This window comes from Streptomyces sp. NPDC090499, assembly GCF_044769305.1.
GTDB lineage: Bacteria > Actinomycetota > Actinomycetes > Streptomycetales > Streptomycetaceae > Streptomyces.
Genome location: NZ_JBIVXP010000003.1, coordinates 785,684 through 792,651, shown reverse-complemented (window position 1 = coordinate 792,651; position 6,968 = coordinate 785,684). Strand labels below are relative to the sequence as shown.

8 protein-coding genes and 1 rRNA gene are annotated in these 6,968 nt (G+C 69.0%); all 9 read left to right on the top strand.

What is annotated here, in order from left to right; all coding sequences use genetic code 11:
* A 5S ribosomal RNA gene (gene rrf / locus ACIQVL_RS15650) occupies positions 1-105 on the top strand; the annotation flags it as partial.
* 70 nt (positions 106-175) lie between these two features.
* The gene (locus tag ACIQVL_RS15645; protein ID WP_403475525.1) at positions 176-820 is read left to right on the top strand and encodes an HAD family hydrolase; all 645 of its coding nucleotides are present in this window, start codon (positions 176-178) and stop codon (positions 818-820) included.
* Between the two features lie 93 nt (positions 821-913).
* Positions 914-1,645 (top strand): VC0807 family protein, encoded by a 732-nt coding sequence (locus tag ACIQVL_RS15640; protein WP_403446169.1) that lies wholly within the window; start codon positions 914-916, stop codon positions 1,643-1,645.
* 81 nt (positions 1,646-1,726) lie between these two features.
* Positions 1,727-2,950: an MFS transporter gene (locus ACIQVL_RS15635; RefSeq protein ID WP_403475524.1), complete on the top strand. Its 1,224-nt coding sequence runs from the start codon at positions 1,727-1,729 to the stop codon at positions 2,948-2,950.
* A complete protein-coding gene (locus ACIQVL_RS15630) occupies positions 2,901-4,073 on the top strand; it encodes an acetoin utilization protein AcuC (RefSeq protein WP_403446175.1) in 1,173 nt (390 codons plus the stop codon). Before ACIQVL_RS15635 ends, ACIQVL_RS15630 begins: the two co-directional genes overlap by 50 nt.
* A 242-nt stretch (positions 4,074-4,315) precedes the next feature.
* Positions 4,316-5,131: a phosphatase gene (locus tag ACIQVL_RS15625; protein WP_403433434.1), complete on the top strand. Its 816-nt coding sequence runs from the start codon at positions 4,316-4,318 to the stop codon at positions 5,129-5,131.
* Positions 5,132-5,261: 130 nt separating this feature from the next.
* Positions 5,262-5,471 (top strand): helix-turn-helix domain-containing protein, encoded by a 210-nt coding sequence (locus ACIQVL_RS15620; RefSeq protein WP_067299677.1) that lies wholly within the window; start codon positions 5,262-5,264, stop codon positions 5,469-5,471.
* 133 nt (positions 5,472-5,604) lie between these two features.
* Complete coding sequence (locus tag ACIQVL_RS15615; protein ID WP_003948845.1) at positions 5,605-5,703, top strand: 30S ribosomal protein bS22; 99 nt, start codon at positions 5,605-5,607, stop codon at positions 5,701-5,703.
* 170 nt (positions 5,704-5,873) lie between these two features.
* Positions 5,874-6,959, top strand: a complete 1,086-nt coding sequence (locus ACIQVL_RS15610) for an NAD-dependent epimerase/dehydratase family protein (RefSeq protein WP_403475523.1) — start codon at positions 5,874-5,876, stop codon at positions 6,957-6,959.
* The last annotated feature ends 9 nt before the right edge of the window (positions 6,960-6,968 follow it).

Here is a 6,968-nt window from a genome sequence, read left to right as displayed (position 1 = left end):
AGCGTGAGGGAAACGCCCGGTTACATTCCGAACCCGGAAGCTAAGCCTTACAGCGCCGATGGTACTGCAGGGGGGACCCTGTGGGAGAGTAGGACACCGCCGAACAAATATTAGGAAAGGCCCACGCCATTGGCGTGGGCCTTTCTGCTTTTACGGGGTCGTTTAGGCTCGGGGTATGCGCTACGACCTGGTTATCTTTGACAACGACGGTGTCCTCGTCGACAGTGAGCCCATCTCCAACCGGCTCCTGGCCGCCTACCTGACCGAGTTGGGGCACCCGACCTCCTACGAGGACTCCATACGGGACTACATGGGGTCCGCGATGCACCGGGTCCACGACCTCGTCCTGGAGCACACCGGGAAGCGGCTGCCCGACGACTTCGACGACGTCTTCCATGGCCGTGTCTTCGCTGCCTTCGAGGCGGAGCTGAAGCCCGTCGCCGGGGTCGCGGGGGTGCTGGAGCAGCTGGCGGCGGACGGGGTGCCGTACTGCGTGGCGTCGTCGGGCAGTCATGAGCGGATTCGGGTGGGGCACCGGACGACCGGGCTCGACCGGTGGTTCGACGAGTCGCGGATCTTCAGTTCGCAGGACGTGGGGCGGGGGAAGCCGGCGCCGGATCTGTTCCTGTACGCGGCCGAGCGGATGGGGGTCGGGCCGGAGCGGTGTGCCGTCGTGGAGGACAGCCCGCTGGGGGTGCAGGCGGCGGTGGCGGCCGGGATGGACGTGTACGGCTTCACGGCCATGACGCCGGCCGGCCGCCTGCAGGGGGCCACGCAACTCTTCGCTGACATGGGGCAGTTGGCTGACCTGCTGGAATGACCGGGGGCATGACGGCGGCGCTGACAATTGTCATGCCGAGCTCCGGACGTTCGTTTCTACTGGCGGACCCCGGCCGGACGCGAAGCTGAGGGCATGACGAAGACGACGAACACCGGGTCCCAGAGCAAGCCGCAGCCCAGCGTGCTGGACAACCTCCGGCCGCTGATCGTGGATGTGGCGGTGCCTCTCGGGTCGTACTACTTCTTCAAGGGGGCCTTCGGGATGAGCACCTTCGCGGCGCTCGCCTGGAGCAGCGTGGTGCCGGCCGTGCGGACGGTCTGGAGTGTGGCGAAGGAGCGCAAGGTCAACGGGCTGGCGGCGCTGATCCTGGTCGTGAACGTGGTCGGGCTCGCGCTCAGCTTCGTCTCCGGCGACCCGCGGCTCATGCTCGCCAAGGACGGTGCGGTCAGCAGCACCGTCGGGATCGGCATCCTGGTGTCGGTGGCGCTGGGCCGGCCGATGATGACGGCGGGGCTGAAGCCGTTCCTGGTGAAGGGGGACGCGGGCCGGGAGGCCGCCTGGGAGCGGCTGGTGTCCGGGACCGCGGTCCGGTCGGCGGAGTTCCTCAAGAAGGAGCGGGTCTTCTCCGTGATCTGGGGCCTGGTGCTGGTGGTGGAGTGCGTCGCGCGGGTCGTCGGCGCCTACACGATCCCGGTGGACACCATGGTCTGGCTGAGCTCGCTGATGCTGGTCGTCGCGATCACCCTCGGGATGGTGATCTGCGGAGGTGCCGCCGCCGAGCCGATGGCGTGCCTGATCACCGACGAGGTGAAGCGCCAGGAAGCCGAGCAGAAGCAGGAACAGGAGCTCGCGGTCGCCGCCTGAGTGGCACAAAGGTAAAGGTGAAGGAAATTCATCTTTGGCTGGATCTACCCACGAGTACGCCGGGGCCCTACGCTCGCCGCCATGACAGATGTGCTGCGGCGCGGTAGGGCCTCGCTGGCGTTCAGCTTCTTCACTCAGGGTGCCACCTTCGCGCTGCTGGTGACGCGCATCCCCGCCATCCAGGACCGGTACGGCGTCTCCGACACGCTGCTGCCGGTCTTTCTCGCTGCCGTGCCGATCCTGGCCGGCGTCGGCAGTGTCACCACCGAGCAGCTGGTGAAGCGAATACGGCCCAGCCGGCTGCTGCGCTGGTCCCAGCCCGTGGTGATGCTGGCGCTGCTCGGGGTCGGGTCGGGCGGGGTGATGGCGGAGCTGGCGGTGGCGCTGGCCGCGTTCGGCCTGGCCGTCGGCGCTCTGGACGCCTCGATGAACATGCTCGGGGTGAGTCTGCAGCGGACGTACGGGCGCAGCATCATGCTCAGCTTCCATGCGGCGTACAGCCTGGGCGGGATCCTCGGAGCCTCGCTGGCCTGGGTGGGGGCGCACTGGCATCTCGCGCTGTGGGTGTCGTACCTGCCGGTGGTCGCGGTGCTGCTGCCGGCCGCGCTGGTGGGGAGCCGGTGGTATGTGGACGGTGATCCCGCGCCGGTGGAGGACGCGGCTGCCGGTGCGGGCGGTGGCGCGGGCGGGGTCGTGTTCAAGGTGCTGCTGCCGTTGTGCCTGGTGATGACCTTTGCCTATATCGGGGACTCGACCGTCTCCAACTGGAGTGCGAAGTACCTGAAGGACGTGCTGGGGAGCAGTGAGCAGCTCGCCACCGTGCCGTACAACGTGTACATGGTGACCACGCTGGTCGGGCGGGGCATCGGGGACTTCGGGGTACGGCGGTTCGGTGCCGTACCCGTCGTACGGCTGGGGGCGGTGGTGGCGGCCGCCGGGTTCGCGGTGGTGGCGGCGGCACCGGGCGCGTGGGTCGGCATGGTCGGGTTCACTCTGCTGGGGCTGGGGTTGTGCGTGCTGGTTCCGCAGACCTTCGCGGCGGCGGGGCGGCTGTTTCCGGGGGCTTCGGATGCGGCCATCGCACGCCTGAACATCTTCAACTACGTCGGGTTCCTGATCGGTTCGCCGTTGGTGGGTGCCCTCGGCGATGCGTGGAGCTATCGCGGGGCGATGCTGGTGCCGATGGTGTTGGTGCTGGTGACGTTGGTGTATGCCCGTTCGTTCGCGACCAGGTCGGACCGATACGGTGGCGGGCATGAGCGGCCGCGCACAGCTGATGTGGGACGAGGCAGTAACGGGCTATGACTTCGGTCCGGGGCATCCGATGGATCCGGTCCGGCTGGCGTTGACCCGGAGTCTGGTCGGTGCCTTCGGGCTCGACCGGGCGGTGGAGGTCGTTTCGGCGAAGCCGGCCGGGGAGTCGACGCTGCGGCTGGTGCACCGGGAGGACTACATCGAGGCCGTGAAGGCGGCCTCGGCGGATCCGGCGGCGGCCGACCAGTCGTACGGGCTGGGCACGATGGACGACCCCGCCTTCGCCGGGATGCACGAGGTGTCCGCGCTGATCGCGGGGCAGTCGGTGGGGGCGGCGGAGGCGGTGTGGCGGGGGGACGCCGATCACGCCGTGAACTTCGCGGGCGGGTTGCACCATGCGATGCCGGGGGCGGCGTCCGGGTTCTGCATCTACAACGACGCTTCGCTCGCCATCGCGCGGTTGCTGGAGCTGGGGGCCGAGCGGGTCGCGTACGTGGATGTGGACGTGCATCACGGGGACGGGGTGCAGGCCGCGTTCTGGGAGGATCCGCGGGTTCTGACGATCTCGCTGCACGAGCATCCGCGGACGTTGTTCCCGCAGACCGGGTGGCCTGAGGAGGTCGGGGCCGGGGCGGGGGAGGGCTCCGCGGTGAACGTGGCGCTGCCGGCGGGGACCGGGGACGCGGGGTGGGTGCGGGCGTTTCACGCCGTCGTGCCGGAGCTGGTCGCGGACTTTCGGCCGCAGGTGCTGGTGACGCAGCACGGGGCCGACACGCATTTCGAGGATCCGCTGGCGCATCTGGCGGTTTCGCTGGATGCGCAGCGGGCGGTGCAGGTGGCGTGTCATGAGCTGGCGCACGAGTACGCCGGGGGGAAGTGGGTCGCGTTGGGGGGTGGCGGGTACGAGGTGGTGGATGTCGTGCCTCGGTCGTGGACGCATCTGGTGGGGGTTGCGGCGGGGCGGGAGGTTGCGCCTGAGGCGCTGGTGCCGGAGGGGTGGCGGCAGGAAGTGTTTGCTCGGACTCGGCAGTTGGGGCCTGGGCGGATGACGGATGGGCGGTGGCCGGTGGGGTGGGCCGGGTGGGAGGCGGGGTACGACCCCGCTGATCGCTTGGATCAGGCCGTGCTGGCGACGCGGCGGGCCGTGTTTCCGCTGCGGGGGTTGCTGGCGTAGGGGTTTTCTCGCCCCCGCCGCCCCTACCCGTCCCGTCCTCCAGGGGGTGGGCCCCCTTCGACCGCCCGCTTCGGGGCTGCCGCCCCCGGACCCCCGCATCGGCCTCCGGCCTCGTCCTCAAACGCCGGACGGGCTGAAAAGACTCAGACGCCGGACGGGCTGGAAGGGGTGCGTTAGGCCGACTGTGCGGTGTTTGTCTGTTCTGGGGGTCCGGTGGGGTGGGGGGCGTCAGGATCTGGGGTGTGGTGAGTGGTGGTGGGCTTCGGGAGTACTTGGTGGCTGCGGGGCTGGCGGGGGTGGTGGGGACCTCGCGGGAGCGGAGTCTGCGGAGTTATCGGTTGTTCGCGGCTCGGGATCCGCGGGTGTTGATCGGGATTGATCCGCAGGGGAGTTGGGGAGAGGCGGAGTTGGTTCGGTTGATGGCCGCCAAGTGCGGGGTTTCGGACGATCCTCGGTGCGTTTCAGGGCATGATGTGATCGATCCTGACTTGACGGTCGCCAGGCTGGACGCGTTCGCGGAGCGGGTGGGGGCGGTGGCCCGGCGGCGGGCTGCCGTGTTGTTCGGGACCGGGCATCCGCACCGGCTGATCGGGTTCTACGCCGGTCTCGCGGACGCGCTGTCGGCGGCGGGGTGTGAGGTCCTCACCTCGGCGCAGGGTCACTGTGTCGACATAACGACCCGGTTCGGTCTACGTACGTGCAACCTCGATTACGTACGAGGTGTCGGGTTCATGAGAGAAGTGGGCCGTGAACGCCCCGGTTGTGCGCCGGGTGCGCACACGCATTCGCCGCTGCCGGTTCGGGTGGCGCTGGAAGTGGCGGCGAGCGGCGGCGGGGCCTTGCCGGAGCTGGTGGTCGGCGACCATGGGTGGGTCTGCGGTGCAGGTCAGCTCGGGTTTGAGGCCATTGGGCTCGCGGATACGGATGACCCTGCGCTCTTCGTGGGGGAGGCCGAGGGAGTGGTGTCCGTGGCCGTTCCGGTTGATGACGGCGTGCGGTCTGATTGCTACACGCCGCTTACCCGCTACGTACTCAATCGAGCGTGTCTGTCACAGTAGGCCGCCGATGGGTGCACCTCTTCCCCACTCGCATCACCCGCCCCTACATTGGGGAGTGAGCACGCAACGACGAAGAGTCACCGGAAGGGGAAGCCGGTGGCCCGTCGAGTGCGGAAGGTTCAGGTGTGTCATGGCAGCTGGCGAGAGGCCTCTGAACGAGGTTGTGTTCCTGACCGTGGCGGAGGTCGCCGCGGTGATGCGAGTGTCGAAGATGACCGTGTACCGGCTGGTGCACAGCGGTCATCTGCCCGCGATCCGGGTGGGGCGGTCCTTCCGCGTCCCCGAACAAGCGGTACACGAGTACCTTCGCGAGAGCTATGTGGGGGTGGAGACCGCCTGACGGCTGTTCCCGGGAATCGTCCCGGGACACCTCGATTACGACCTCAGCGCGCGGGCGGGTAGGCTAGCCCCTCGTAGGTCGTATGGGCCCATGATGCCCAGCACCGAGTGATGAGAAGTGAGCGAGGGTAGTCGTGGGCTCTGTTATCAAGAAGCGGCGCAAGCGGATGGCCAAGAAGAAGCACCGCAAGCTGCTCAAGCGCACGCGTGTTCAGCGCCGTAACAAGAAGTAATTACGGCGCCGAGCCGCGAGAGCTTGTGTGTGGCCCCCCACCAGTACGGTGGGGGGCCACTGCATTTTCCGGCCGTTGTGGCTTGTCGTGGCCTGCTGGGGGTCATGCCAGCGCAACGTCGACCCGCTAAGTTGGCCCGCATACGGGAACACGGAAGAAAGGCGCTGATCTTGGGGAAGGTCGTGCTCGTGACCGGAGTGGCCCGTCAACTCGGGGGCCGGTTCGTACGGCGTATTCAGCGTGACCCCGAGGTGGACCGGGTGGTCGCCGTGGACGCGGTGCCGCCGGAGCACCACCTGGGCGGGGCGGACTTCATCCGGACCGACATCCGGCAGCCGACCATCGCCCGGGTACTGGCCGAGAGCGGCGCCGACACCGTCGTCCACATGGACGTGACCGGGACACCGCTGGGCAGCGGGAGCCGGGCCACCGTCAAAGAGACCAACGTCATCGGGACCATGCAGCTGCTCGGCGCCTGCCAGAAGTCGCCGAACGTCAAGCGGCTGGTGATCAAGTCCAGTACGAACGTGTACGGCTCCGCGCCGAAGGACCCGGCCGTCTTCACCGAGACCACCCCGCCGAAGTCCCTGCCCAGCGGCGGGTTCGCGAAGGACACGGTGGAGGTGGAGGGGTATGTGCGGGGGTTCGCCAGGAGGCGGCCCGACGTGGCGGTGTGCGTGCTGCGGTTCGCCAACATCCTCGGGCCCACCGCGGACACCCCGCTCGCGTCCTATTTCTCGCTGCCCGTGCTGCCCACCGTCCTCGGGTACGACCCGCGGCTGCAGTTCGTGCACGAGGACGACGTGATCGAGGTGCTGCGGATCGCCTCGCACGAGCCGGAGCGGGGGACGCTGAACAGCGGCACGTTCAACATCGCGGGTGACGGGGTGCTGTTGCTCTCCCAGTGCTCGCGGCGGCTGGGACGGCCCACCGTGCCGCTGCTGCTGCCGGCGGTCACCTGGGCCGGGTCCCTGGTGCGGACGCTCGGCATGAGCGACTTCTCGCCCGAGCAGATCCGGCTGCTGACGCACGGCCGGGTGGTGGACACCGTCCAGATGCGCGAGACGCTGGGGTTCCGGCCGAAGTACTCGACGGCGGAGACCTTCGCGGACTTCGTGCGCGCCCAGGCCCCGGGGCTGCTGCCGCCCCAGGCCGTGGCCGCGGCCGTCGACCGGATCGCCGCGCTGCCCGCCCTGAGCGGCGCGGGGACGCCGGTGGCGGCCCCGACGCAGAACCCGACCCAGAGCGCCAACTGAGGAGCGCGG

Bases quoted from the DNA above. Each gene is read 5' to 3' on its own strand.
- ACIQVL_RS15645 (WP_403475525.1), top strand. From the start codon at position 176: ATGCGCTACGACCTGGTTATCTTTGACAACGACGGTGTCCTCGTCGAC.
- ACIQVL_RS15640 (WP_403446169.1), top strand. From the start codon at position 914: ATGACGAAGACGACGAACACCGGGTCCCAGAGCAAGCCGCAGCCCAGC.
- ACIQVL_RS15635 (WP_403475524.1), top strand. From the start codon at position 1,727: ATGACAGATGTGCTGCGGCGCGGTAGGGCCTCGCTGGCGTTCAGCTTC.
- ACIQVL_RS15630 (WP_403446175.1), top strand. From the start codon at position 2,901: ATGAGCGGCCGCGCACAGCTGATGTGGGACGAGGCAGTAACGGGCTAT.
- ACIQVL_RS15620 (WP_067299677.1), top strand. From the start codon at position 5,262: ATGGCAGCTGGCGAGAGGCCTCTGAACGAGGTTGTGTTCCTGACCGTG.